The sequence below is a fragment of the Microbacterium sp. SORGH_AS_0969 genome, from assembly GCF_030818255.1.
In the GTDB taxonomy this organism is placed as follows: domain Bacteria; phylum Actinomycetota; class Actinomycetes; order Actinomycetales; family Microbacteriaceae; genus Microbacterium.
The window spans coordinates 2306224-2330610 of sequence record NZ_JAUTAG010000001.1; the positions used below are offsets into that span (position 1 = coordinate 2306224).

Below are 24387 nucleotides of genomic sequence, written 5' to 3' on the forward strand. Positions count from 1 at the left end.
CAGCGGCGCGGTCCCGGGGCGTGCCGTCGGGCGGAGTTCGTGGGTAGGGGGGGGGTGGGGGTGTGCCGTCGGGCGGAGTTCGTGGGGTCCGGGGGTGGTCGGGGGTGTGCCGTCGGGCGGAGTTCGTGGGTGACACGCCGGTTCGGGATGCCGGTGGCCCGGCGTGTCGGGTCGGGACTCCGCGTGACGGTCCGGGTGCGCGGCTCGGGCTGGTCGTGGCCGGTGGTCGGGGGTGTGCCGTCGGGCGGAGTCCGGGGGCCCGGGGGTGGTCGGGGGTGTGCCGTCGGGCGGAGTTCGTGGGTGACACGCCGGTTCGGGATGCCGGTGTCCCGGCGTGTTGGCTCTGGACTCCGCGTGACGGTCCGGGTACGCGGCTCGGGCTGGTTGTGGCGGGTGGACGGGGGTGTGCCGTCGGGCGGAGTTTGCGGGTGACACGCCGGTGCGGGATGCCGGTGGCCCGGCGTGTCGGGTCGGGACTCCGCGTGACGGTCCGGGGACGAGCCCGGCCACCACACCGAGGCCCCGCGTCGAGGCCGACGGGTTGACCATAAACCTGACACGTGTAAGGTTTCTGATCAGTGAGCTCCACCCCCCCGGAGCGCTTTCGATGAGGAGAGCAGTCATGAAGCACACCCTCGCGGCATCCACCGCGATCGTCGGACTCGTCCTGGGCGGTTTCGCCGCGGCATCCCCTGCCGTCGCCGCGCCGCCCTCCGCCGCGACCGAGAAGCCCGGACCCCCGGGTCATGCCGGACCGCCCGCGCACGCCGGCCCCGGCGCGCGCGACCTCGAGCGGTACGCCGCAGACACCTGGGCATCTCTCGCGGCGATGGCCCACGAGAACACCGGCCTGCCCGACGACAACATCGGTGGCGCGCTCGATGAGTCCACGGCATCCGGATACACCTCGCCCACCAACATCGGCGGCTACCTCTGGTCGACCGTGACCGCGCGCGACCTCGGGATCATCAGCGCCGACGAGGCGCGCGAGCGCCTCACCGCCACCGTCGCGACGCTCGAGACGATGGAGCGGAACGAGGGCAGCGGGATGTACTACAACTGGTACGCCCCGGACACCGGCGCGAAGCTCGAGGTCTTCCCGACTTCGGGCGAGGTCATCCACCCGTTCCTCAGTACGGTCGACAACGGCTGGCTTGCGGCGGGCTTGCGGATCGTCCGCGAGGCGGAGCCGACGCTCGCGGACCGCGCCGACGCGCTGTATGAGTCGATGGACTTTTCGGCTTTCTTCGACGCGGCGGGCGCGGCGGGTCTTCCGGCCGGAACGAACCGCGGCGGCTTTTGGGAGGCTCCTCCCGGTGACGGCTGCGCGGTGGAGGCGCCGATGTACAACGGCAGCGGCGAGACGGCGTTCTACACGTGCCACCACTACGACACGACGGTGAGCGAGAGTCGCATCGCGACCTACCTCGGCATCGCGGAGGGCTCCATCCCGGCATCCGGTCTGTACGGCACGCACCGCACGATGCCGGCGGGCTGCGACTGGGCGTGGCAGGAGCAGCTGCCCACCGGCGACACCCGCACCTATGACGGTGTCGACGTCTTCGAGGGTGTGTATTCCTACGACGGCATGAGTTTCGTCCCGAGCTGGGGAGGCAGCATGTTCGAGGCGCTCATGCCCGACCTGCTCATCCCCGAAGCTGAGTGGGGCCCGCGCTCGTGGGGCGTCAACCACCCGATCACCGTCGAGGTGCAGAAGCGTCACGGCCTCGACGAGGCCGGCTACGGGTACTGGGGCTTCTCGCCCGCCAGCAACCCGTTCGGCGGATATGCCGAATACGGCGTCGACATCGCCGGCATCCGCTCCGACGGCTACACCTCGGATGCCGAGAAGACCGACGTCGACGTCGACCGCCCCGGCTGCTCGGAGGGCACGAACCCGAACCCGACGTTCGGCGATGGTGTCGTCACGCCGCACGCCGCGTTCCTCGCCCTGCCCTATGACCGCCAGGGCGTGCTGAAGAACCTGCGCGGCCTCGAGAAGAAGCTCGGCGCGTATGGCCCCGGCGGCTTCTACGACGCGGTCGCCGTCAAGAGCGGCACGGTCGCCGAGCGGTACCTGTCGCTGGATCAGTCGATGATCATGGCGGCGATCGGTAACGCGCTGACGGGCGACTCGCTGAAGGACTACATGGTCGATGACAGGATGGAGCAGAACCTCCGGCCCGCCATCGAGCAGCAGGTCTTCGGCTCGTCGTGGGGCGCCTCGCGTCCCTGACGGCTCGGTCGCTCGATGCCCGGTGCCTCGCGGAGGTGCCGGGCATTGGTGTGCCCGGGGCGGGGGAGAGGATGCCGATGACCGACGCACCCGCTCCCCGCGCGCGCCGCGGCAGTTACGCCAAGGGGCAGCAGACGCGGCAGCGCATCGTCGATGAAGCCGTCGTGGTCTTCGGGCGGTCGGGTGTCACGGCCGGTTCGCTGCGGGAGGTCGCCGCGCGCGTCGGGCTCACGCCCGCGGGCCTCATGCATCACTTCGCCTCCAAGGAGGAGCTGTTCACGGAGGTGCTGCGCCAGCGCGACGAGCGCGTCCGCGCGGCGGCCGGCGACCCGCACGAGCACACGCTCGTCGAGCAGATGCAGAAGGTCGTCGCGCACAACGCGACCACGCGCGGTCTCACCTCGCTCTACACCCTGGTCGTCGCCGAGGCGGGCGACCCCGCGCACCCGTCGCACGAGGCCTTCGCCGAGCGCTATCGTCACGGTGCCGAGACCGCCGCCGAGCTGCTGCGCGCGGGGCAGGTCGCCGGCGAGGTGCGCGCCGACATCGACCCCGAGCATGCCGCGCGGTTGCTGAGCGCGGTGATGGACGGCCTGCAGCAGCAGTGGCTCCTCGACGAGTCGGTCGACATGCCGGCGCTGTTCGCCGAGTTCGTGCGGGGTTATCTGCGGCCTCCGGCTTGAGCTCTGGCATCCGGTGTTCCGTCGTACCTCCGTGTCCGGGTGGGTCGGTGCGCGTCGAGGTGTCGGGGGCGGGCCGTCAGGCGGAGTTCGTGGCGACACGCGGCGTCTGGATGCCGCTGGCTCGGCGTGTCGGCCGAGGTTTCCGCTCGACGGTACGGGCGCGGGGCGGGCGGTGGCGGTCCGGATGGGCAGGGGGCGGCGCACCGGGCGGGCCGTCAGGCGGAGTTCGGGATGACACGCGGGTTGTGGATGCCGCTGGCTCGGCGTGTCGCCGAAGAACTCCGCGTGACGGTACGGGGGCGGGGCGGGCGGTGGCGGTCCGGATAGGCAGGGGCCGGCGCACCGGGCGGCCCGTCAGGCGGAGTTCGGGATGACACGCGGGTTGTGGATGCCGCTGGCTCGGCGTGTCGCGGAAGAACTCCGCGTGACGGTACGGGGGCGTGCGGCGTGGACTCCGCGGGCCGGTACTCGTGGGGCGGGCGGGACGATACCGGGCGGGGCACGGACTCCGCGGGACGGTGCGGGCGGCGGGGCACGGACTCCGCGCGACGGTGCGGGTGGCGCGGCGCGGACTCCGCGCGACGGTGAGTGCCGCGCGGTGGGGAACGCCGCGTGAGGCGACACGCCGCTCGGGCGTGAGAGGGAAGACCGGTTACGACTGCGCGCGGTGCAGGCCGCGGTCGAGGTGGGCGCGGATCGCGAGCTCGACCGTCGGCCAGTCGTGCACGACCATCGCGTAGTCGAAGCGGAGGGTGACGAAGCCCCACGCGGCGGCGTGGGCATCGCGCACGAGGTCGCGGTGCCGGTGGTCGGGGGCGGCGTGGTTCTCGGCGCCGTCGACCTCGACGATCAGGCGCTCGCCGATGAGAAGGTCGACGCGTCCCACCGAGACGACGCCCTGCTGTGTCCGCACGTCGATTCCCCAGTGGCGCAAGCGCCACCGGACCAGGGTCTCGAGTCCGCTCTCGGCATCACGTCGGGCGAAGGCGATTGCCTCGCGACCCGCGGCGTTCGTGTGAGCTTCGAGCCAGGCGAGATCGGCATCCTGGATCTTGTTCTGGTGGAGTGCCGATTCGAGAGCGACCAGGAACTCCTCGATCCCCCGGCATCGGAGTACCTGGCGGAGGGTCCGCGCCACCGTGGGGAGGCCGAAGGCGTCGACGGTGTCACGGTCCCAGTGCGCGATCTCTCCGTTTGCGCGTCGATGTCCTCGCGGCTTCAGTCCGACGTGCAAGGGTTCGGGGTCGGCCAGGATCCAGAGGCCATGGTGTCGCGCAGCGCTCACGCACGCGGGCGGTCCCCCGAGGAGCGCCGCGCGGATCACGGGCTCGCAGGCGTCGGCATCCGCATACACTCCGCGCCGCAGGCGGATGAGAGACCCCGTCCGCAATGCGCGGTCGATCGCGCGGCGCGTCATGCCCGTGGCGAGCAGCTCTGCCCGTGTGCGGACGGATGACGTGTGGCACATCCTCCGAGGATGGCCGAAGCGGCCCGCCGCTCGGGGCGGTCCTGCCCCGACTTGTGGATGGATCGACAGGTTGATCGTCTGGGGAGGAGGCGTCGCCGCTCCCCCGAGGTGTGCCGTCAGGCGGAGTGCGACCCCGACACGCCGCTACGGCGCGCCGCGAAACGGCGTGTCGACCCCGAACTCCGCCTGACGGCGCGGCGGCGCCACGGCCCGCGGCGACGCGCGCGAGCGGCCGACCCCACACATCCCCGGGTTGCACCCCCGAAGGTTATGCGCTTAAACTCAACCACGACGCACGGAAAAAGCACCCGACGACGGGTGCCTGTTCGAGGAGGAACACGATGAAGAAGACCCGATGGAGCGCCGTGGCCGTGATCGCCGCCGCGGCGATCGCCCTCACCGGCTGTGGGCGCACCTCCGACACCGGTTCCGGTCCGAGCGAGGCGGGCACGATCGGTGACGCCAAGGCCGAGGGCACGCTCACGATGTGGGCGATGGGCGCCGAGGGCGAGGCGCTGCCCGAGTTCGTGAAGACCTTCGAAGAGGCCAACCCCGGTGTGACCGTCGACGTCACGCCCGTTCCGTGGGATGCGGCCTACAGCAAGTTCCAGACCGCGATCGCCGGCGGCAACACCCCCGACCTCGCGATGGTCGGGTCGACGTGGATGGCCGACTTCGGCGACGCGCTGCAGACGGTGCCGACCGACCTCTCCACCGACGGCATCTTCCCCGGTGCGATCGACTCGACGATGATCGACGACCGCGCGACGGGCGTGCCGTGGTACGTCGACACCCGCGTGCTCTACTACCGCACCGACATCGCCGCCCAGGCCGGCTGGAACCAGGCGCCCACCACGTGGGACGAGCTGAAGCAGATGGCCGCCGACATGCAGTCCAAGGGCGGGGCCGACTACGGCATCCGTCTCCCCGCCGGCAACGATTCGTTCCAGGGGAACCTCTGGATGCCGTGGTCGAACGGTGCCGAGCTCGAGGACGGCTCGAAGTGGACCCTCGACACCCCCGAGACCGCCGAGGCGCTCGACTACTACCAGAGCTTCTACACCGACGGCATCGCCAACCCCGCCGCCGACCGCTCGGCCGGCGCGCAGGAGGCGGACTTCGTCTCGGGCAACACGCCGATGTTCATCGACGGGCCGGCGTTCATCGGTCTGCTCAACGACCTGGGCGGCGAAGGCTTCGGCGACAAGATCTCGACGGCCGTGCTGCCCGCGAAGAAGTCGTCCACCTCGTTCAGCGGCGGTGCCAACCTCGCCGTGTTCGACAACTCGAAGAACGCCGCCAGCGCCTGGAAGCTCGTGCAGTGGCTGACCGAGCCCGAGACGCAGGCTGCCTGGTACGAGGCGACCGGTGACCTCCCGGCCGTCCAGGATGCCTGGAAGTCCGACGCCCTGGCCTCGTCGAAGACCCTCGCCGCCTTCGGCACCCAGCTCGAGACCGCCAAATCGGTGCCCGCCGTCACGACCTGGGTGCAGGTCGCCGCGGCCGGTGACGCGATGCTCGAGAAGATCCGCCTCGGCCAGCAGTCGCCGGCCGACGGTCTCAAGGAGCTCCAGGCCACCGCCGACCAGCTGGGCCTGGGCTGAGATCATGACGCAGGCAGTCGTGGGCGCGACCGGAACGCGTCGTGCGTCCGGTCGCGCCCGCGCCGGCGGGGGATCGAGCCGCCGCCGGCGCCAGGGATGGGTCGCGTGGGGCTTCGCCCTGCCGTTCGTCGCGGTCTTCGCGGTCTTTATGGTCGTGCCGATCGTGGGCTCGTTCGCGATGTCGTTCACCGACTTCACGGCGCGCGACATCCGCTCGCCGTTCGCGGTCAACTTCGTCGGACTCGAGCAGTACCTCTCGGTGCTCGGCGACCCGGTGTTCCTCACCTCGCTGGGCGTGACCGCGACGTTCGTCGTCGTCGGCATCCCGGTCACCATGGCGGTCGCGCTGGCCCTCGCGCTCGCGCTGAACGCCAGCAAGGGGCGCTTCGTCTCGATCCTGCGCGTCGGCTTCTACGCCCCCGTCGTGACGAGCATCGTCGCGGTGGCGGTCGTCTGGCGCTACATCCTGCAGCCCGAGGGCCTGCTCAACTCGGCGCTCGCGATCATCGGCATCCAGGGTCCGGACTGGCTCAACGACACCCGCACCGCGCTTCCCTCGCTCATCGCGATGGCGGTCTGGCGCAACGTCGGCACGCTGATGGTGATCTTCCTCGCCGGGCTCCAGGCGATCCCCACCGACGTGAAGGAGGCCGCCCTCATGGACGGCGCCTCGTCGTGGCGTCGTCTGACCTCGATCACCCTCCCGCTCCTGCGCCCGACGCTGCTGCTGGGTGCCGTTCTCATCTCCGTCGGCTTCCTGCAGTTCTTCGAGGAGGCGTTCGTGATGACCCAGGGCGGTCCGCTCAACTCCACCCTCTCGGTGGCCTATTACACGTTCAAGCAGTTCGGCTTCGGGCAGTACGGCACGGCCTCGGCCGCGAGCTACCTGCTGTTCCTGGCGATCGCGCTGCTCAGCCTGGTGCAGTTCCGCGTGCTGCGCTCCAAGGATTGAGGGAGGATGCCATGACACTCACGTCCCCCGCGGCTCCGGCCGTGGTCGCCGAAACCGTCGAGCCGCAGCGCCGCCGCCGCTCCGAGAACCGCGTCACCCCCGGTCGCGCGCTCACCTACGGCGTACTCGTCGTCGGCTTGATCGTGTGGATCCTGCCCTTCGCCTGGATGCTGCTGGGCTCGGTCAAGACGCAACGCGAGATCCTGCAGCGCCCGCCCACGTGGTGGCCGCAGGAGTTCACGTGGGAGAACTTCGGCGCCTGGTTCGGCCAGCTGAACTTCGGCCAGTTCTTCGGCAACAGCATCGTGGTGGCGCTGTTCACCGTCGCCGGCAACCTCGTCTTCTGCTCGATGGTCGGGTACGCGCTGGCGAAGATGGACTTCCCCGGCAAGAAGGCGCTGTTCCTCGTCGTCATGGTGACCCTGATGGTCCCGGGCGTCGTCACCTTCGTCCCGCTGTTCGTGATGGTGTCGTCGCTCGGCCTCGTCGACAGCTACGCCGCACTGATCCTGCCGTTCGTCACGACCCCGCTCGGCGTCTTCCTGATGCGGCAGTTCATGCTCGGCATCCCGGATCCGCTGCTCGAGGCCGCGCGCATCGACGGTGCGGGCGAGCTGCGGATCTTCGCCCGGATCGTCATGCCGCTGTGCGGGCCGCCGCTGGCGACGCTCGGCATCCTGACCTTCCTCGCCTCGTGGAACAACTTCCTCTGGCCGCTCGTGGCGGCGCAGACCGAGGCGAAGTACACCCTTCCCGTCGCGCTGTCGCTGTACTCGACCGGGCAGAGCGCCACGAACTACGGCCTCCTGCTGGCGGGTTCCGTGCTCGTGATCGCGCCGATCATCCTGCTGTTCGTCTTCCTGCAGCGCTACTTCATCCAGGGCATCGCCTCGACCGGCCTGAAGTGAGGCGTGGGGCGGGCCCGCGAGCCCGCCCCACTCTCCCGCCCCTGAGCTCCCGCCGGTCCGCGCACCGGCGGCCCCGAAAGGATCCCCCGCATGACCTCCGCCCGCTTCCTCACCGCGCCCGATGGCACGCGCTTCCGCGACCTGAACGGCAACGGCGTGATGGACCCGTACGAGAACCCGACGCTCAGCGTCGAGGAGCGCACCGAAGACCTGCTCGCGCGCCTGAGCCTCGAAGAGAAGGTCGGGCTGATGTTCCAGACCGTGATCGAGGTCGGCGACGACGGCGAGGTGCTCGAGGCCCCGGGCAAGATCTCGAAGTCGCCCACCACCACGGTCGTCGTGAACAAGCGGATGAACCACTTCAACGTGCACGCGATCCGCACCGCCCGGCAGGCGGCGACCTGGAACAACAACCTCCAGGCTCTCGCCGAGACGACGCCGCACGGCATCCCGGTCACGATCAGCACCGATCCGCGGCACGCCTTCGTCGAGAACACGGGCGTGGCCTTTTCGGCCGGTCCCTTCTCGCAGTGGCCCGAGGGGCTGGGGCTCGCCGCCCTCGACGACGTCGAGACCGTGCGCGAGTTCGCCGAAGTCGCGCGGCGCGAGTACGTCGCCGTCGGCATCCGCGCGGCGCTCCACCCGCAGATCGACCTGGCGACCGAACCCCGGTGGGGTCGGCAGGCGCAGACCCTGGGTCAGGATGTCGCCCGCGTGACCGAGTTCACCGCGGCCTACCTGCAGGGTTTCCAGGGCGACGAGCTCGGACCCGAGAGCGTGGCCTGCACGACCAAGCACTTCCCGGGCGGCGGGCCGCAGCTGGACGGCGAGGACGCGCACTTCCCCTACGGCCGCGAGCAGGTGTACCCCGGCGGCATGTTCGACTACCACCTCGAGCCGTTCCGTGAGGCGATCCGTCGCGGCACCGCGGGCATGATGCCGTACTACGGCATGCCGGTCGGCCTCGAGGTCGACGGTCAGCCGATCGAAGAGGTCGGCTTCGGGTACAACCGTCAGATCATCACGGGGCTGCTCCGCGAACAGCTCGGATACGACGGCGTCGTCGTCACCGACTGGGAGCTCGTGAATGACAACCACGTCGGCGACCAGGTTCTCCCCGCCCGTGCCTGGGGAGTCGAGCATCTCTCCGCGGTGGAGCGCATGGAGAAGATCCTGGATGCCGGGAGCGACCAGTTCGGCGGGGAGGAGTGCGTCGAGATGCTCGTCGACCTCGTCCGCTCGGGCCACGTGTCCGAGGAGCGCATCGACGCGTCGGCGCGGCGCCTCCTGCGGGTGAAGTTCCAGCTCGGGCTGTTCGACGACCCGTACGTCGACGTCGACGAGGCCGAGCGGATCGTCGGCAACGCCGAGTTCCGGGCGCTGGGGGAGCGGGCGCAGGCGCGCTCGCTCACCGTGCTGGTGAACGAGGGGGGCGTGCTGCCCCTGCGTCCCGTCAAGACGGTGTATGTCGAGGGCTTCCGTGCCGGCGACGTCGCCGAGCTGGGCAGCGTCGTCACCGACCCCGCCGAGGCCGATCTCGCGCTCGTCCGCATCGGCGCGCCGTTCGAGCCGCGCGACGACCTCTTCCTCGAGGCGTGGTTCCACCAGGGCTCCCTCGAGTTCGCGCCGGGCCTCGTGTACCGGCTGCAGCAGATCGCGGCATCCTGTCCTCTCGTGCTGGTCGTGAATCTCGACCGGCCCGCGATCCTCACCCCCTTCGTGGGGCATGCCGCGGCGATCGTCGCCGACTACGGCAGCTCGGCGAAGGCCGTGCTCGACGCCCTCACCGGCCGCGTGCCCCCGCGCGGGCGCCTGCCGATCGAGATCCCCCGGTCGATGGATGCCGTGCGTTCCTCGCGCGAGGATGTACCGTCGGACACCGGCGACCCCGTCTTCCCCGTGCACCACGGGCTCGAGCTGGAGGAGCCGGCGACCGCGGGGCAGAGGGGGTAAGGGCGGCTCATGGCGGAGGGGCAGACGACGCGACGACCGACCGTGTACGACGTCGCGAACGAGGCGAACGTCTCGATCGCGTCGGTGTCGTTCGCGTTCCGGCGCCCCGACAAACTCAGCGACGCCACCCGCGAGCGGGTCCTCGCCGCGGCGCGCCGCTTGGGGTACGCCCCCAGCGGCGCTGCGCGGGGGCTCGCGCGGGGCCGGACCGGCACGCTCGGCCTGCACGCCTTCGACCTGCTGCTCGAGCGCGCCGACCCGCTCGCGCAACCGCTGAGCGGCATGCCGTCCCCGCCGCTCGACACCGGGGGAGTGATCCCCTGGGATCAGACCGACGACGACGTGCTGTCCGACCCGCGTGCCTTCCCGCTGTACGTCGACGAGGTGCAGCGCGGCTTCGAGCTGGAGTGCTGGGCGCTCGGGCGCCCGGTCATGCTGAGCAGCGGATCGGATGCCGACGTCTCGGTCGCCGACACCGTCGGGCGCGTCGATGGGCTGGCGATCTTCCCCTCGCCGCAGACCGCGCCGACCCTCGCTCGGCACTCCCTGAGCATCCCCGTCGTGCTGTTCAGCGCCGCGCCGGCGGACGACGCGCACCACCGGGTCCGCGTCGACAACGCCCGCGGGATGCGCGCGCTCGTCGCCCACCTCGTCGATGAGCACGCCGCGACCGACCTCGCGTTCGTGGGGCGCCTGGAAGCGACGGATGCCGTCGAGAGACGCGACGCGATGATCGAGGAACTCGAGGCCCGTGGCATCCGGAGCCGTCCCGAGATCGTCGACGCGACCGTCCGCGGCGAGGACGACCTCGTGCCCCAGGTGCGGGCGCTGATCGCGGGCGGGCGGATGCCGCAGGCCTTCGTCTGCGCGACGGACCAGAACGCGTTCACGCTGCTCGACGTGCTCGCGGCCGAGGGGGTGCGTGTGCCCGACGACGTGATCGTCACGGGCTTCGACGGCACGCTCGGCTCGCGCCTGACCAGCCCGCCGTTGACGACCGTCCGCCAGCCGATGGAGGCCATGGGGCGAGCCGCCGCGCGGATCCTCGCGGGCGCGGCCGGAGCTCCGCCCGCGGGCGGCCCGTTCGACGTCGTGTTCGAGCCCCGGGTGCTGGTGCGGGAGAGCTGCGGCTGCTGACGTCGGCGCCGGTCCGTCGGCGGGTGTGCCGTCGTGGCGGGTCGTCCGGCTCGCGGCGGCCGGGGCGTCGGGTGGCTGTGCCGTCGGGCGGAGTTCGTGGGTGACACGCCGGTTCGGGATGCCGTGGCCCGGCGTGTCGGCGGGGATCTCCGCGTGACGGTCCCCGAGGGCCGGTCAGGCCGCGTTCCACCTCAGCCGCGGGGTGCCCAGGCCCGCCCGCACGCCGCCGGGATCGGCCACCGGGAACATCGTGACGATCCGCCCGTCGACGGCGTACGCCAGAGCCGCGGAGCCGTCGGGCAGCGGGGCGCCGAGCGCGATGCGCGCGGTGCGGCCCCCGAACTCCTCGGTCACGGCGTCGGCGCGGGCCAGCAGGGTCGAGGCCGCCGCGGTCGCGCGTGACAGTAGCGTCTTCGGCGGCGCCCAGGGCAGCAGCGCCCCGGTCTCGAGCCGGCACGCTCGCTCCAGTTCGCCCGACAGCCACCGGTCGCGCTTCAAGCCGTACGGGGTGGGCGTCGTCGACAGCAGATAGCCGTAGACGTGCAGCACCCCGGCGTTGCCGATCGGCCACTCCGCCGCGAGTCCCGCCCGCTCGTGCAGTTCGTCGAAGACCCCGCGGGGGACCACGGCAGCCCCGACGTTCTCATCGATCACCGTCGAACGTCCCCACGCGGCGAAGCACCCGGCGGCGCGATCGTCGGCGAGGGCACGGGCGAGCCAGGGGAGGGAGTCGATCGCGGACGCGGGGTCCGAGACGGCGAGGTGCGCGGCGGCGTTGAGGGTCTGCACCGCTCCACGCTACGACGCTCCCGCGCATCGTTTACACGGCGTTCATCTGACGTGGACATTCCGTCCACATTTGCGGCGCATCATGGACGCAACGTCCACGACAGGAGCTTCCTTGCCTCGCCCCGTCCTCATCTTCGACTTCGACGGTACCGTCGCCCTCGGCGACGGCCCCCTCTTGGCCTACGCCCGCGCGGTCGCTGCGCACGCGGCATCCGCCGACGCCCTCGTCTCCGCCGTGGCCGCTCGCCTCGCGGAGCCCTCGGGCGACGCGATCGACGGCTACGACGTCGTCCGCCGCGTCGCCGAGGCCGAGGGGATCGGCGACGACGCGCTCGCCGCCGCCTACACCGCCAGTCGCGTTCAGCTCGGCACCCCCGACGCGCCCGTCGCTGTCGCCGTCGGCCTCGCGGAGTTCCTCCGGACCACGGATGCCGAGCGCCTCCTCGTCACGAACGCGCCGGCGACCCGGCTCGACGAGGCTCTCGCCTCGCTCGGCCTCGCGGGACTGTTCGACCGCATCGTCACCGACGCGGCCAAGCCCGCGGGGCTCGAGGCCCTGCTCGACAGCCTCGAGGAGGGCACCCCCGTGCTCACGATCGGCGATGTCTGGCGCAACGACCTCGCGCCCGCGTACGCCCGCGGCCACGCGACCGCCCTCGTCGGCGGCTACCCCGACCCCGCCGCCCACCCCACCTACCGCGCCGACACCCTCGACGAGCTCCTGTCGGCGCTCGCCCAGTGGGTCGCGAACGCCCGTCTTCCGTTCTCCGCCTGATCTCCACCCGACCCGCAGAAGGAATCATGAACACTCGTCGCATCCGATTCGCCACCGCCCTCGCCTCGGTGGCCCTCGCTTCCGTCGCCCTCGCGGGCTGCTCCGGCACCGCGGGCGCCGCGTCCGGGCCCGCCGCCGACCCGAGCTCGCTCGTGCTCGCCCTCGTTCCCTCCCAGGACCAGGCGAACCTCGTCGACACCGCGAAGCCCCTCACCGACATGCTCACCGAGAAGCTCGGCATCCCGGTCACCGGTGTGGTGTCGAAGGACTACCAGGCCGCCGTCGAGGCCATGGGTGCGGGGCAGGCCCAGATCGGCTTCCTGCCGTCGCTGCAGCTCTGGCAGGCAAACGACCGATACGGTGCCTCGGTCGTCCTCCAGACCGAGCGCAACGGCAACATCACCTACCCGGGCCAGTTCATGACGAACAACCCCGACAAGTACTGCTCGACGCCCGTCGTCGAACGCGACGGCATGAGCTTCTGCAACGGCGCCGACGCGCTGAAGGGCCCGGCCGGGCTCGACTCGATCACCAAGATCGCCGGTGCCAAGGTCGCCGTGCTCGGTCCCGGCTCGCCCGCCGGCTACATCTACCCCATGCTCGCGCTGAAGGAGGCCGGCGTCGACATCGACAGCGGCTTCCAGAAGGTGCCCGTCACCGCCAACGACGCGTCCGTGCTCGCGGTGTACAACGGCGACGCCGAGGTCGGCTTCAGCTTCTGGGACGCGCGCACGCTCGTGCAGAAGGACAAGCCCGACGTGGGTCAGAAGGTCGTCGTCTTCGGCCTGACCAATGAGATCCCCAACGACGGCGTCGCCGTGTCGAAGGACCTCTCGCCCGACCTGCAGAAGAAGATCTCCACGGCTCTCGAGGAGTACTCCGCGACTGACGAGGGCTCCGCCGCGCTCAAGGCCGTCTACTCGATCACCAAGCTCGCCCCGGCCGACCCGTCGTCGCTCGATGTCGTCGCCCGCGCCGCGCAGGAGCTCGGACTCCAGTGACCTCCGGTTCCGTGACCCGGGGCGTCGAGGTTCAGACCTCGGCGCCCTGGGGCATCCGTCTCGACGGCGTCTCGGTGCGCTACCCCAACGGCACGATGGGGCTGCGCGACGTGAGCGTCGACATCGCCCCGGGCGACCTCGTCGCCGTCGTGGGGCTCTCGGGCTCGGGCAAATCGACGCTCATCCGCACGATCAACGGTCTCGTGCCGGCGACCTCGGGCACGGTCGAGGTCGGTGGACGCCGCATCGACGGCGCCTCCGGCCGTCGACTGCGCGAGACGCGCGGTCACATCGGCATGGTGTTCCAGAGCTTCAACCTCGCGGGGCGCACGAGCGTGCTCAACAACGTGCTCGTCGGCCGCCTCGCGCACACCCCGCTGTGGCGCACGCTCCTCGGCGCGTACCGGCCCGAGGATCGCGAGCTCGCGTTCGAGGCGCTCGACCGCGTCGGGATGCTGCCCAAGGTCTGGGACCGCGCCTCGGCGCTCTCCGGCGGCCAGCAGCAGCGCGTCGCGATCGCCCGCGCGCTCACGCAGCAGCCGCGCATCGTCCTCGCCGACGAACCCGTCGCGAGCCTCGACCCGCCCACCGCGCGCGGCGTGATGAACGACCTGCGCCGCATCAACGACGACCTCGGCATCACGGTGCTCGTGAACCTGCACCTGCTCGATCTCGCCCGCGAGTACGGCACGCGCATGATCGGCATGCGCGCCGGAGAGATCGTGTACGACGGGCCCGCGGCATCCGCCACCGATGCCGACTTCGCCGAGATCTACGGTCGCTCGGTGACCGCGGCCGATCGGCTCGAGCGATGACCTCCCTCACCGTTCCTCCGCGTCCGAGAGGACGATGGATGCCGTGGACCGCCGCGCTCGTGATCGTCGCGGTCACGGCGGTCATGTGCCTGCCGGGGGTCGGTGTCGGTCTCGACCTCGCCGCGATCGCGCGCAACTGGCAGCAGGGCGCACTCCGCATCGTCGAACTGCTCACCCCCGACTGGACGTTCTTCCCCCGCACGGTCGGCCCGATCCTCGAGACGCTGCAGATGGCCGTCATCGGCACGGCCGTCGGGGCGGCGATCTCGCTGCCGGTGAGCTTCTGGGCCGCGCGGCCCACCAATCCGTTCACCCCGACGCGGGCTCTCGTGCGCGGCATCCTGAACGTGATCCGCGCGGTGCCCGAGCTCGTCTACGCGGCGGTGCTCGTCGCGATGGTCGGGGTCGGTGCGCTGCCGGGCATCCTGGCGCTCGTGCTGTTCAACGTCGGCATCGTCGTGAAGCTCGTGTCCGAGTCGATCGACGCCACCGACGCCGGCCCGCTCGAGGCCGGGCGCGCCGCGGGCGGCTCGCAGACGCAGATCAACCGCACGATCGCGCTGCCCGACACCTGGCCCACGTTCGTCTCGCAGACGCTGTACGTCTTCGAGCTGAACGTCCGCGCGTCCACGGTGCTCGGACTCGTCGGTGCGGGCGGCATCGGCCTCCTCATCGACGCCGTGCGCACCTTCTACCGCTACGACCAGCTGTCGCTCGTCATCCTCGAGATCTTGGTGATCGTCGTGGTGCTCGACACCGTCAGCGACGCGATCCGCCGGAGGCTCGTATGACCGTCCTCGCTCCCGCCCGCCCCGCGGCGCTCGCCGTGCCCGCGCGCCGGCGTCGGCCGCTTCGCGCCCTGTCGTGGGTCGCGGTGAGCGTCATCGTGATCGCGGCCTTCTGGTCGGCCGACATCACGTGGTCGCGGCTCGGCGAGCTCCCCGCCGAGATCGTCCGCTATCTCGGGCTGATGTTCCTCTCGCCCAACTGGGCGAAGCTCCCCGAGGCGCTCTGGCAGACATGGCGCAGCGTCGAGATGGCGTGGATCGGCACGGTGCTCGGCATCCTGATCGCCACGCCGCTCTCGCTCGTCGCGGCGCGCGGCTTCGGACCGGCGCCCGTGCGCATCGCCCTGCGTTTCGTCTTCTCGCTCGTGCGGGCCGTGCCCGAGCTCGTCTTCGCGATCATCATCCTCTCGGTCACGGGGCTCACCCCTCTCACCGGCGCACTCGCCCTCGCGGTCGGGGGAGTGGGGACGCTCGGCAAGTGGGGCTACGAGGCGGTCGAGAACGTCGCCCCGGGTCCCATCGAGGCGGCGCGGGCCGCCGGCGGGTCGACCGCGCAGGTGCTGCGCTGGGGTGTCTGGCCGCAGGCGGCGCCGACGTTCTTCTCGTTCTGGCTGTACCGCTTCGAGATCAACGTGCGCGCGTCGGCCGTCCTCGGCCTCATCGGCGTGGGCGGCATCGGCGACATGCTCACCTCGTACACCCAGTACCGTGAGTGGTCGACGGTGGGGATGCTCCTGATCGTCGTGGTCGTCGTCACCGTCGCGATCGACGCCGTGTCGGGCCGCATCCGCCGCCGCATCATGGAGGGTCCCCGTGTCCGCTGAGGTGCCCGTCACCGCGCGCATCGCCGCGGTGCGCAACTCCCTGCAGCCGAGCGAGCGCCGCGTCGCCGACTTGATCGTCGACGATCCGGATGCCGTCATCGAGCTCACCGCGCAGCAGATCGCCGACCGCGTGGGCGTGGGACGCTCCTCGGTCGTCCGCGCGTGCCAGACCTTCGGATACCGCGGGTACCCGCAACTCCGCGTAGCGCTCGCCGCCGAGCGGGGGCGACGGACGGTGGCCCCGGCCACGGCGGACGGGCCGCTCGGCGGCATCCGTGCCGCGATCGATCGCATCGCCGACGACCTGCGGGCGGTCACGAGTCTGCTGGACGCCGAGGGGGTCACCGAGGCCGTCGCCGCGGTCGTCGCCGCCCGGCGACTGCTGGTGGTGGCCAGCGGTCTCTCGGCACCGGTCGCGACCGACCTCGCGATGCGTCTGACCGCGGTGGGCCGACCGGCCGAGACCGTGGGCGACCCGATCGGGCAGCAGATCGCGGCCCGGCACCTCGATCCCGAGGACGTCTGCGTCGTGATCAGCGGCTCGGGGGCGAACGAGGCGAGCCTGCGCGCGGCGTCCGCCGCGCGCGCCGCGGGGGCGCGGGTGATCGCCCTGACCTCGTTCTCGGCCTCGCCGCTGACCGAGCGCGCCGACCTCTCGCTCGTTCTCGCCTCGGGCGGCACGTTCCGCGACGAGCTCGAGCACACCTCCCGGATTGCGCACGCGGTGTTCGCCGAGGCGTTCGTCGACGCGGTGGCCGCCGCGCGCGCCGACGACGCCGCGCTCGCCCGCTCCCGCGTGCTCGAGATCCTCTCCGACAACCTCGGCGACGCGGGCTGACGTTCCCCGGGGCGCCGGCCCGTGGCATCCTGTGCCGTCGCGCGGAGTGTGGGGTCGACACGCCGGTTCGGGATGCCGGGGTTCCGGCGTGTCGGGGGCGAACTCCGCCTGACGGCTCGAAACGGCGGCGTCGGAGCGGTCGGGGCGTGGGCCGGTGGCATCCTGTGCCGTCGTGCGGAGTGTGGGGTCGACACGCCGTCCGGGATGCCGGGGTTCCGGTGTGTCGGGGGCGAACTCCGCCTGACGGCTCGAAACGGCGGCGTCGGAGCGGTCGGGGCGTGGGCCGGTGGCATCCTGTGCCGTCGTGCGGAGTGTGGGGTCGACACGCCGTCCGGGATGCCGGGGTTCCGGTGTGTCGGGGGCGAACTCCGCCTGACGGCTCGAAACGGCGGCGTCGGGGCGGTCCGGGCATCGGCCCGTAGCATCCTGTGCCGTCGTGCGGAGGTCATGGCCGACACGCCGTCCGGGATGCCGGGATCCCGGCGTGTCCGCAACGAACTCCGCCTGACGGCCCGGCCCCGGGCCTGACGCCCCGGCCCGGACTCCGCCCGACGGTCCGCCCCTCCTCCGCCGGCCCGGTGCCCGCCGGCCCGGCCCTACTCCGCCAACCGCAGCGCGGCCCACAGCTCCGCGCGGGCCGAGAACGACGACAGGTCGCGGCCCAGCACCCGTTCGGCCTGGGCGATCCGCGCGCGCACGGTGTGGCGATGGATGCCGAGCGCCTGGGCCGTCGCCTCGTGCGAGCAGTCGTGCGCGAGCCAGGAGTCGAGCGTCTCGAGCAGCGCCGATCCCTGCTCGGCGTCGTAGTGCTGGAGGGGGGCGAGTGCCCCGGCGGCGACGGTGCGGGCGGCCTCCGAACCGAGGGCCGCGAGCAGACCCGCGCGCGCGGTGTCGGTGAAGTCGGCGACACCCGGCGTCGCGGTCCGGTCGCGGGCGGTGCGGGCCTGCGTCACGGCGCGCGAGAATCCGTCGTATCCGCTCGGGACGGAGCAGCCGACGACGGTCTCGAAGCGGTCGGCGATCTCGGCGAGAAGGCCCGTCGCCCCCGCGGGGACCACGATGACGAGCCCGTCGTCGCCGCGCCCGAAGAAGAGCTCGCCGCGGCGCTCGTGCGCGCGCATCTCGAGCCACTCCGTCATCGCTGTCGAGCGCGATAATGCCGCCGGGGTGAGCCCGACCACGACGGGGGCCGTGGGCAGCGGCCCGAAGAGGTCGCGGGCGGCGCGGCGCGCGAGCCCGGGGTCGTCGCTCCCGAGCGCCTGGACGAGCCCGGCGCGGAAGGTGCCGATCGCCCGGCCCAGGCCGTCCTGCTGCTCGAGCGCGAGGGCCGCCATCGCGACGACCGCGGTCACGACGCTGCGCGCCTCGTGGTCGAGGTCGTCCGCGGCGATCGCGAGAGCCCCGCGCAGGTTCCCCCCGCGTCCCAGCGTCTGGACGCTGACCGAGACGTCGTCGACCCGCAGCGTCGAGGCCGCGCGGGTACCGCGGCGGAGCATCGTCTCGACCTCGGCCGCGACGCCCTCGACAACCGAGTCGGCGAGCGAGCCCGACGGGTGCGCGGTGCGCAGGGCCCCCGCGGCGTCGAAGAGCCCGACCCAGCAGTCGAGCTGCCGCGAGAGCTCGGCGAGGGTGGCCGAGAGCCCGTCGGGGCGGAGCGCGGCGAGAGAGACCGCACGCTGGGCGGCGAGCGACCAGCTGCGGCGGGCGTAGGCGTCGGCCGCGATCGCCTCGGCGCCGGCACGGGCCACCGCGATGAAGGGCGTGCGGTAGGGCACCTCGAACAGGGGCATCCCCGCCGCCAAACAGGCGTCGGTCAGGCCGGACGGGATGCCGTCGCGCACGACCTCCGTGCCGAAGCCGAGGGCGCGCACGCCCCGCGCCCGCAGGCGCCCCACGTAGGCGGCGTAGTCGTCGTCGGAGGCGAACTGCGTCCCGGTCGTCAGGAGGACGAGACCCTCGCTGAGGAACGGCGTCGGATCGGCGAGGTCGCTCGAGTGCACCCACCGCACCGGGTGATCGACGCTCCCGGCGGGGAGCGCCGACTCGTCCACGGCGAGACGCAGGTGCAGATCGCCGCGCGCGAGGAGGGCGCGCAGGCTCGGCGGCGAGACGGCGGAGTCGGGCATCGATGCTCCTGTACGAGACGTATATGGCAGTGCGAGTGACTGTACAGGGGGGAGAGTGCACCGCGTTGCGCGGCGTCCGTAGCATCGCCGCCATGAGCCTCGACACCCTCCCCACCGTCGGCGGTCCCTCGCTCGCCCAGGAGCGCCGCCTCGTCACCGCCATCCCCGGCCCCCGCTCGCAGGAGCTGCTCGACCGCAAGGCCGCCGCCGTGGCATCCGGGGTCGGGCACACCGTGCCCATCCACGCCGTCGCCGCGGGTGGGGGAGTGGTCGTCGACGCCGACGGCAACTCGCTGATCGACCTCGGCTCGGGCATCGCGGTCACGAGCGTCGGCAACGCGCACCCCGCCGTCGTGAAGGCCGTCCAGGACCAGGTCGCCGCCTTCACCCACACGTGCTTCATGGTCTCGCCCTACGACTCGTACGTCGCGGTCGCCGAGGCGCTCAACCGTCTCACCCCCGGTGACCACGCCAAGAAGAGCGCGCTGTTCAACTCGGGTGCCGAGGCCGTCGAGAACGCCGTGAAGATCGCGCGCAAGCACACCGGTCGTCAGGCCGTCGTCGCCTTCGACCACGCGTACCACGGCCGCACCAACCTCACGATGGCGCTGACCGCCAAGAACATGCCGTACAAGAGCGGCTTCGGCCCCTTCGCCGCCGAGGTGTACCGCGCGCCGCTGTCGTACCCCTTCCGCGACGGTCTCTCCGGCCCCGAGGCCGCCGCCAAGGCCATCAGCCTCATCGAGAAGCAGGTCGGCGCCGAGAACCTCGCCGCCGTCATCATCGAGCCCATCCAGGGCGAGGGCGGCTTCATCGTCCCGGCCGACGGGTTCCTCAATGCGATCGTCGACTGGTGCCGCGACAACGGCGTCGTCTTCATCGCCGACGAGGTCCAGTCGGGCTTCGCCCGCACGGGCGCGATGTTCGCCTCCGAGCTGTTCGGCATCGTCCCCGACCTCGTGACGACCGCCAAGGGCATCGCGGGCGGCCTTCCCCTCGCCGCCGTCACCGGCCGCGCCGAGATCATGGACGCCACCCACACGGGCGGACTCGGAGGAACCTACGGCGGCAACCCGATCGCGTGCGCCGCGGCTCTGGCATCCATCGACGCCTTCGAGAACGAGGGGCTCATCGAGCGCGCCCGGGAGATCGGCACCCTGCTCAAGGCACGCCTGCACGACCTGCAGGCGAAGGACCCGCGTGTCGGGGATGTCCGTGGGCACGGCGCGATGATCGCGGCCGAGTTCGTCGACCCGGCGACCGGCGCGCCCGACGCTGCGCTCACCGCGGCCGTGGCCAAGGCCGCGATCGCCGAGGGCGTCATCGTGCTCACGTGCGGGACTTACGGAAACGTCATCCGTTTCCTCCCGCCGCTGTCGATCGGCGACGATCTGCTGAACGAGGGTCTCGACATCGTCGAGGCCGCCCTGGCCCGCAACTGACGAACGTCCCGGCGGCGGCGTCGACCCGACTCCGCCGCCGCCGGGGCCGGCGGGGCGTTCCGCCAGCCGTCGGCGCAACACACAGACGTGAACGAGAAGAGAGAAGAGCTCATGGACGAGATCACCCGTGACGTGGTCGTCATCGGAGCCGGCGCCGCCGGCCTGACCGCCGCGAACGACCTGCGCAAGGCCGGCCTCTCGGTCGCTGTCCTCGAAGCACGTGACCGCGTGGGCGGGCGCCTGTGGACCGACGTGATCGACGGCGCGATGCTCGAGCTGGGCGGCCAGTGGGTCTCGCCCGATCAGACGGCGCTCATCGACACGGTCGCCGACCTCGGCCTCGAGACCTACAGCCGCTACCGCGACGGCGACAGCGTCTACGTGGGTCCGGACGGCGTGGCCAAGCGCTTCACGGGCGAGATGTTCCCCGTCGCTCCCGAGACCGAGCGCGTCATCGACGAGATCACCGCCCGCCTGGACGCCATGGTCGCCGAGATCGACCCGGACCGTCCGTGGGCGCACCCGAAGGCCGCCGAGTGGGACAAGATCTCGTGGGACGCGTGGCTCCGCGAGCAGACCGACGACGACGAAGCGGTGCGCAACCTCGCGTTCGCGACGGGCTCGGCGATGCTGACCAAGCCCACGCACACCTTCTCGCTCCTGCAGTCGCTGTTGATGGCTTCGTCGGCGGGCTCGTACTCGCACCTCGTCGACGCCGACTTCATCCTCGACAAGCGCGTCACGGGCGGCCTCCAGCAGGTGCCCGAGCTGCTCGCCGAGCGCCTCGGCGACGACGTCTTCCTGAACCAGCCGGTGCGCCGGCTCATCTGGGGCGCCGAGACCACGACGCCGGAGCGCGCCGCGGACACGGCGACCGGTCGGCGCGTCGACGACCTTCGCGCCCTGACCGCGCGCGTCGAAGCGGCGAAGTCCTCATCCGCCGGCGTCACGGCGATCGCCGACGGGATCACCGTCCGTGCGCGCTTCGCCGTCCTGGCGCTCGCCCCCGTCCTGTACTCGCGCATCTCGTTCGAGCCCCCGCTCCCGCGTCTGCAGCACCAGATGCACCAGCACATCTCGATGGGCTTCGTCATCAAGGTGCACGCGGTCTACGAGACGCCGTTCTGGCGCGACAAGGGCCTGTCCGGCACCGCCTTCAGCCCCTATGAGCTGTCGCACGAGGCGTACGACAACACCAATCACGGCGACGAGCGCGGCACCCTCGTGGGCTTCGTGTCCGACCAGAACGCCGACGACCTCTTCCGTCTGAGCGCCGAGGAGCGCAAGGAGAAGATCCTCGAGTCGCTCTCGCACTACTACGGGCCCGAGGCCAAGAACCCGATCGTCTACTACGAGAGCGACTGGGGCACCGAGGAGTGGACCCGCGGTGCGTACGCCGCGAGCTTCGACATGGGCGGCCTCCACCGGTACGGCGCCGACCTGCGCGAGCCCGTCGGCCCGATCCACCTCGCCTGCAGCGACATGGCCGGAGCCGGTTACCAGCACGTCGACGGCGCGATCCGCCAGGGACACCGCGCCGCCGACGAGATCCTCGACCGAGCACGCGGATGAGCGCCGCGGTCGTCGTCGGGTACACCGCGACCGATACCGGGGCCGACGCTCTCGCCCTCGGCATCCGCCTCGCCCGCGCGATCGGGGCACCGCTCGAGATCGCGCTGGTCCTGCCCGGCGACGCCCGCAGCGTCATCACCCCGCCGGACGCGGCCTACACCCGCCACATCCGCGAGCAGGCCGAGAGCTGGCTGAACGACGCGGCGCGTCGGATTCCGGATGCCGTGCCCCACCGCACCCGCATCCGTCACGCCGACTCTTTCGCCGAGGGTCTCGTGGCCTTCGCCGACGAGATCGGTGCGGGCTACATCGTGGTCGGTGCCGCGAACGGGGGACTCCGCGGCCGCCACCGTCTCGGGACCGTCGCGTCGGAGCTGCTGCACTCCTCCGACGTCCCCGTCGTCCTTGCTCCCGAGGGGTCTCGCCTCATCGACCCGGCGCTCGGCATCAGCCGGGTCACCGCCGCGATCGGCAGCCGACCCGGAGCCGACGTGCTGCGCGACGAGAGCGTGCAGCTCGCGGCAGCGGCATCCGTTCCCCTCCGTCTTCTCTCGCTCGTGACCGTCGATCTGCCCGCGGGGCTCGAGACGGGCGCGATCCGCATCGCGGGTGCCGCGCACTCCGAGGAGGTGCTGGCGCAGGCTCGCGCCGAGCTGCCCGCCGACATCGCGGTCGAGGCGACCGTCGCCGACGGCGACAGCATCGAAGAGGCGGTGCGCGATCTCGCGTGGGATCCCGCCGAGCTCGCGATCGTCGGCTCCAGCCGGCTCGCCCAGCCGCGACGCCTCTTCCTCGGCTCGACCGCGGCGAAGATGCTGCACGAACTCCCCGTTCCTCTCGTCGTCGTGCCACGAAGCCGTGCCGACGTTCCCGTCCAGGAAGGACCGCGGCCATGACCGCACCCGCACCCGCCACCGGCAGTGAGGCCGGCGGTCTGTCGAAGAAGGGCCTGAGCGCCGGCACGATCGGCCTCATCGGCGCCGTCGTCATCGGCATCTCGTGCATCGCTCCCGCGTACACGTTCACCGCCGCGATCGGTCCGACCGTGGGTGCGGTGGGCGTCCAGGTGCCGGCGATCATCCTCGTCGGCTTCATCCCGATGCTGCTCGTCGCCTTCGGCTACCGGGAGCTGAACAACCGGATGCCGGACTCCGGCACGTCCTTCACCTGGGCCTCGCGGGCCTTCGGGCCGTGGATCGGCTGGATGGCGGGATGGGGACTGATCGCCGCCACGATCATCGTGCTGTCGAACCTCGCGGGCATCGCCGTCGACTTCCTGTTCCTGCTGATCTCTCAACTCACCGGTCAGCCCGGCATCGCCGACCTCGCCTCGAACCTCGGCATCAACATCGTCGTGTGCCTGCTGTTCGTGCTCGGAGCCACCGTGGTGTCGTACCGCGACATGCAGACCACGCAGAAGCTGCAGTACGTCCTCGTGACCTTCCAGGTCCTCGTGCTCGTCGTCTTCGCGGTGGTGGCGATCACCCACGCGGTGCAGGGCAACGCCTTCGACGCCACGCCGTTCTCGTGGGAGTGGTTCAACCCGTTCGCGGTGTCGTCGTTCAGCGCTTTCGCGGCCGGGGTGTCGCTGTCGATCTTCATCTTCTGGGGGTGGGACGTGACGCTCACCATGAACGAGGAGACGAAGGACCCCGAGAAGACGCCCGGCCGCGCGGCCACCATCACCGTCATCACGATCGTCTCGCTGTACCTGCTGCTCGCGGTGTCGATGATCATGTTCGCCGGGATCGGCGACGGGGAGTTCGGACTCGGCAACCCCGACATCCAGGACAACGCCTTCTTCGCGCTCGCCGGCCCCATCCTGGGTCCCTTCGCGGCGTTCGTGTCGCTCGCGGTGCTGACCAGCTCGGCATCCTCGCTGCAGTCCACCTTCGTCGGCCCGGCCCGCACGCTCCTCGCGATGGGGCACTACGGCGCCCTGCCGGAGCGGTTCGCGAAGGTCAGCCCCCGCTTCTTCACGCCGGGATACGCCACGATCGTCTCGGCGGTCGTCGCCGCCGGGTTCTACGCCGTCATGCGGGTGGTCAGCGTCAACGTGCTCAGCGACACGATCCTCACGCTCGGCATCATGATCTGCTTCTACTACGGGCTCACCGCGTTCGCGTGCGTCTGGTACTTCCGCAAGCAATGGTTCGACTCGGTGCGCAACGTCTTCTTCACGCTGCTGTTCCCGCTCGTGGGCGGGGTGATCCTCGCGGTCATCTTCGTCACCACGCTGATCGACAGCATGAACCCCGAGTACGGCAGCGGTTCCGAGATCGGCGGCGTGGGACTCGTCTTCATCCTCGGAATGACCATCATCCTGCTGGGAGTGGCGATCATGGTCTGGCAGCATGTGCGCCGCCCGGCCTTCTTCCGGGGCGAGACCCTCTCGATCGACGCTCCGGCCAGCGCTCGCCGCGGTCGCCGCGCCGCCGCACGACCCTGACCGACCACCCACCACGACAGAAACGGA

20 protein-coding genes are annotated in these 24387 nt (G+C 71.5%); 17 read left to right on the forward strand and 3 right to left on the reverse strand.

Features of this window, described 5'->3' with window-relative positions:
* Positions 1 to 622: 622 nt before the first annotated feature.
* Both QE388_RS10710 and QE388_RS10715 read left to right on the forward strand, forming a co-directional pair.
* On the forward strand, positions 623 to 2236 hold the full coding sequence (locus QE388_RS10710) for a glucoamylase family protein (RefSeq protein WP_307385256.1): 1614 nt from the start codon (positions 623 to 625) through the stop codon (positions 2234 to 2236).
* 77 nt (positions 2237 to 2313) lie between these two features.
* Positions 2314 to 2919 carry a TetR/AcrR family transcriptional regulator gene (locus tag QE388_RS10715; RefSeq protein ID WP_307385258.1) on the forward strand — a complete coding sequence of 202 codons (606 nt, stop codon included), beginning with the start codon at positions 2314 to 2316 and terminating at the stop codon, positions 2917 to 2919.
* Between the two features lie 652 nt (positions 2920 to 3571).
* Here QE388_RS10715 and QE388_RS10720 read toward each other — a convergent pair.
* Positions 3572 to 4387, reverse strand: a complete 816-nt coding sequence (locus tag QE388_RS10720) for a type IV toxin-antitoxin system AbiEi family antitoxin domain-containing protein (protein ID WP_307385260.1) — start codon at positions 4385 to 4387, stop codon at positions 3572 to 3574.
* 341 nt (positions 4388 to 4728) lie between these two features.
* Here QE388_RS10720 and QE388_RS10725 point away from each other — a divergent pair, with 341 nt between their 5' ends.
* From QE388_RS10725 to QE388_RS10745, 5 genes are all read left to right on the forward strand, one after another.
* A complete protein-coding gene (locus QE388_RS10725) occupies positions 4729 to 5991 on the forward strand; it encodes an extracellular solute-binding protein (RefSeq protein WP_307385261.1) in 1263 nt (420 codons plus the stop codon).
* 4 nt (positions 5992 to 5995) lie between these two features.
* Positions 5996 to 6943 (forward strand): carbohydrate ABC transporter permease, encoded by a 948-nt coding sequence (locus QE388_RS10730; protein WP_307385263.1) that lies wholly within the window; start codon positions 5996 to 5998, stop codon positions 6941 to 6943.
* Between the two features lie 11 nt (positions 6944 to 6954).
* Positions 6955 to 7851 carry a carbohydrate ABC transporter permease gene (locus QE388_RS10735; protein ID WP_058626998.1) on the forward strand — a complete coding sequence of 299 codons (897 nt, stop codon included), beginning with the start codon at positions 6955 to 6957 and terminating at the stop codon, positions 7849 to 7851.
* Between the two features lie 90 nt (positions 7852 to 7941).
* Entirely contained in the window at positions 7942 to 9804 is a 1863-nt protein-coding gene (locus QE388_RS10740; protein WP_307385264.1) for a glycoside hydrolase family 3 protein, read from the forward strand.
* Between the two features lie 9 nt (positions 9805 to 9813).
* Positions 9814 to 10941 (forward strand): LacI family DNA-binding transcriptional regulator, encoded by a 1128-nt coding sequence (locus QE388_RS10745; protein WP_275796133.1) that lies wholly within the window; start codon positions 9814 to 9816, stop codon positions 10939 to 10941.
* Positions 10942 to 11115: 174 nt separating this feature from the next.
* Here the strand turns inward: QE388_RS10745 and QE388_RS10750 are convergent, their stop codons facing one another.
* Positions 11116 to 11730 (reverse strand): amino acid deaminase, encoded by a 615-nt coding sequence (locus tag QE388_RS10750; RefSeq protein ID WP_307385266.1) that lies wholly within the window; start codon positions 11728 to 11730, stop codon positions 11116 to 11118.
* 112 nt (positions 11731 to 11842) lie between these two features.
* On the opposite strand from QE388_RS10750, the gene QE388_RS10755 reads away from it, so the two are divergent.
* The 6 genes from QE388_RS10755 to QE388_RS10780 are packed head-to-tail and all read left to right on the forward strand — an operon-like array spanning position 11843 to position 16771.
* Complete coding sequence (locus QE388_RS10755) at positions 11843 to 12505, forward strand: HAD family hydrolase (protein ID WP_275796129.1); 663 nt, start codon at positions 11843 to 11845, stop codon at positions 12503 to 12505.
* A gap of 26 nt (positions 12506 to 12531) precedes the next feature.
* Positions 12532 to 13506, forward strand: a complete 975-nt coding sequence (locus QE388_RS10760) for a phosphate/phosphite/phosphonate ABC transporter substrate-binding protein (protein ID WP_307385268.1) — start codon at positions 12532 to 12534, stop codon at positions 13504 to 13506.
* The gene (phnC, locus tag QE388_RS10765) at positions 13503 to 14321 is read left to right on the forward strand and encodes a phosphonate ABC transporter ATP-binding protein (RefSeq protein ID WP_058630103.1); all 819 of its coding nucleotides are present in this window, start codon (positions 13503 to 13505) and stop codon (positions 14319 to 14321) included. Before QE388_RS10760 ends, phnC begins: the two co-directional genes overlap by 4 nt.
* On the forward strand, positions 14318 to 15112 hold the full coding sequence (gene phnE, locus QE388_RS10770; RefSeq protein WP_058630102.1) for a phosphonate ABC transporter, permease protein PhnE: 795 nt from the start codon (positions 14318 to 14320) through the stop codon (positions 15110 to 15112). The genes phnC and phnE (QE388_RS10770) overlap by 4 nt, the downstream gene beginning before the upstream one ends.
* A complete protein-coding gene (phnE, locus tag QE388_RS10775) occupies positions 15109 to 15933 on the forward strand; it encodes a phosphonate ABC transporter, permease protein PhnE (protein ID WP_307385272.1) in 825 nt (274 codons plus the stop codon). Before phnE (QE388_RS10770) ends, phnE (QE388_RS10775) begins: the two co-directional genes overlap by 4 nt.
* Positions 15923 to 16771, forward strand: coding sequence for a MurR/RpiR family transcriptional regulator (locus QE388_RS10780; protein ID WP_307385273.1), 849 nt, complete (start codon positions 15923 to 15925; stop codon positions 16769 to 16771). The genes phnE (QE388_RS10775) and QE388_RS10780 overlap by 11 nt, the downstream gene beginning before the upstream one ends.
* 596 nt (positions 16772 to 17367) lie before the next feature.
* On the opposite strand, the gene QE388_RS10785 is transcribed toward QE388_RS10780, so the two are convergent.
* The gene (locus QE388_RS10785; RefSeq protein ID WP_307385274.1) at positions 17368 to 18897 is read right to left on the reverse strand and encodes a PucR family transcriptional regulator; all 1530 of its coding nucleotides are present in this window, start codon (positions 18895 to 18897) and stop codon (positions 17368 to 17370) included.
* A gap of 92 nt (positions 18898 to 18989) precedes the next feature.
* Between QE388_RS10785 and gabT the strand changes: the two genes are divergently transcribed.
* From gabT to QE388_RS10805, 4 genes are all read left to right on the forward strand, one after another.
* The gene (gene gabT / locus QE388_RS10790; RefSeq protein WP_307385276.1) at positions 18990 to 20339 is read left to right on the forward strand and encodes a 4-aminobutyrate--2-oxoglutarate transaminase; all 1350 of its coding nucleotides are present in this window, start codon (positions 18990 to 18992) and stop codon (positions 20337 to 20339) included.
* Positions 20340 to 20450: 111 nt separating this feature from the next.
* A complete protein-coding gene (locus tag QE388_RS10795; protein ID WP_373426619.1) occupies positions 20451 to 21911 on the forward strand; it encodes a flavin monoamine oxidase family protein in 1461 nt (486 codons plus the stop codon).
* A complete protein-coding gene (locus tag QE388_RS10800) occupies positions 21908 to 22807 on the forward strand; it encodes a universal stress protein (RefSeq protein WP_307385280.1) in 900 nt (299 codons plus the stop codon). The genes QE388_RS10795 and QE388_RS10800 overlap by 4 nt, the downstream gene beginning before the upstream one ends.
* The gene (locus tag QE388_RS10805) at positions 22804 to 24360 is read left to right on the forward strand and encodes an APC family permease (RefSeq protein WP_307385281.1); all 1557 of its coding nucleotides are present in this window, start codon (positions 22804 to 22806) and stop codon (positions 24358 to 24360) included. The genes QE388_RS10800 and QE388_RS10805 overlap by 4 nt, the downstream gene beginning before the upstream one ends.
* Positions 24361 to 24387: the final 27 nt, after the last annotated feature.

Excerpts from the sequence above, each read along its gene's own strand:
- QE388_RS10710 (WP_307385256.1), top strand. The coding sequence starts at position 623 with ATGAAGCACACCCTCGCGGCATCCACCGCGATCGTCGGACTCGTCCTG.
- QE388_RS10730 (WP_307385263.1), top strand. The coding sequence starts at position 5,996 with ATGACGCAGGCAGTCGTGGGCGCGACCGGAACGCGTCGTGCGTCCGGT.
- gabT (WP_307385276.1), top strand. The coding sequence starts at position 18,990 with ATGAGCCTCGACACCCTCCCCACCGTCGGCGGTCCCTCGCTCGCCCAG.
- QE388_RS10795 (WP_373426619.1), top strand. The coding sequence starts at position 20,451 with ATGGACGAGATCACCCGTGACGTGGTCGTCATCGGAGCCGGCGCCGCC.
- QE388_RS10805 (WP_307385281.1), top strand. The coding sequence starts at position 22,804 with ATGACCGCACCCGCACCCGCCACCGGCAGTGAGGCCGGCGGTCTGTCG.
- phnE (WP_307385272.1), top strand. The coding sequence starts at position 15,109 with ATGACCGTCCTCGCTCCCGCCCGCCCCGCGGCGCTCGCCGTGCCCGCG.
- QE388_RS10725 (WP_307385261.1), top strand. The coding sequence starts at position 4,729 with ATGAAGAAGACCCGATGGAGCGCCGTGGCCGTGATCGCCGCCGCGGCG.
- QE388_RS10760 (WP_307385268.1), top strand. The coding sequence starts at position 12,532 with ATGAACACTCGTCGCATCCGATTCGCCACCGCCCTCGCCTCGGTGGCC.
- QE388_RS10800 (WP_307385280.1), top strand. The coding sequence starts at position 21,908 with ATGAGCGCCGCGGTCGTCGTCGGGTACACCGCGACCGATACCGGGGCC.
- QE388_RS10785 (WP_307385274.1), bottom strand. The coding sequence starts at position 18,897 with ATGCCCGACTCCGCCGTCTCGCCGCCGAGCCTGCGCGCCCTCCTCGCG.
- QE388_RS10715 (WP_307385258.1), top strand. The coding sequence starts at position 2,314 with ATGACCGACGCACCCGCTCCCCGCGCGCGCCGCGGCAGTTACGCCAAG.
- QE388_RS10740 (WP_307385264.1), top strand. The coding sequence starts at position 7,942 with ATGACCTCCGCCCGCTTCCTCACCGCGCCCGATGGCACGCGCTTCCGC.
- QE388_RS10745 (WP_275796133.1), top strand. The coding sequence starts at position 9,814 with ATGGCGGAGGGGCAGACGACGCGACGACCGACCGTGTACGACGTCGCG.
- QE388_RS10735 (WP_058626998.1), top strand. The coding sequence starts at position 6,955 with ATGACACTCACGTCCCCCGCGGCTCCGGCCGTGGTCGCCGAAACCGTC.
- phnE (WP_058630102.1), top strand. The coding sequence starts at position 14,318 with ATGACCTCCCTCACCGTTCCTCCGCGTCCGAGAGGACGATGGATGCCG.
- QE388_RS10720 (WP_307385260.1), bottom strand. The coding sequence starts at position 4,387 with ATGTGCCACACGTCATCCGTCCGCACACGGGCAGAGCTGCTCGCCACG.